The organism is Mesorhizobium sp. M7A.F.Ca.MR.362.00.0.0 (genome assembly GCF_004023175.1).
In the GTDB taxonomy this organism is placed as follows: Bacteria; Pseudomonadota; Alphaproteobacteria; order Rhizobiales; family Rhizobiaceae; genus Mesorhizobium.
The window spans coordinates 2,045-2,677 of the sequence record NZ_RZTF01000393.1; the positions used below are offsets into that span (position 1 = coordinate 2,045).

Below are 633 nucleotides of genomic sequence, written 5' to 3' on the forward strand. Positions count from 1 at the left end.
CCATTCAACTGCTGCTCGGTCACCGCAGCTCGCGACCACCGCCCATTACCTGCGGATCGCCACCAACAAGGTCTGCGCCACATCGAGCCCCTTCGAGCTCTTACCGCGTCCGGCGCCCACCGTGCCGCCGGCCGCCAAGCCTCAGTACTTCTGAGCTCGCGCCGATGGCCCGCTCGGGGCCGGAAGTGCCGGATATCTTCCGCTACTCGGCGAAGCCTATGGCGAGCAGCATGACGCGTCGCTGTCGACCGACGCCAGCCAGTTGCAGTTTTTCTCTGGCCTGCAGCATCTGAGCGAGCGCGACGCCTTCCGGCGTTATTTGGCGCCGCTACGAAAGGCTGTGTGTGTCAATGACCGTGGAATCGGGACCCCGCATTTTCGCGCAAAAGGGGGTCAGACTCAATCTCGCTGCATGTGCAGGGTGATGTCGCGCAATTTTCGAGAGGGAATCAGCGCGATGGAACAGAGATTTGGGTCGACGAGACTGGCGCCGGCGGGGTTGCTCGTCGAGCATGCCGAAATCAACACGGATTGTGTATTTCTTGACGTGCGCGCTACGGCGCTTTCGGCAACGTGCCCGTGCTGCGGGACGAGTTCACGCCGGACCCAGAGCCGATATATGCGGCAAGCCGC

At 62.7% G+C, this 633-nt stretch carries 2 pseudogenes; both read left to right on the forward strand.

What is annotated here, in order from left to right:
• A pseudogene (locus EOC06_RS43955) lies at positions 1-154 on the forward strand (integrase); the annotation flags it as partial.
• Positions 155-457: 303 nt separating this feature from the next.
• Positions 458-633 (forward strand): annotated as a pseudogene (locus tag EOC06_RS43960) (ISL3 family transposase); the annotation flags it as partial.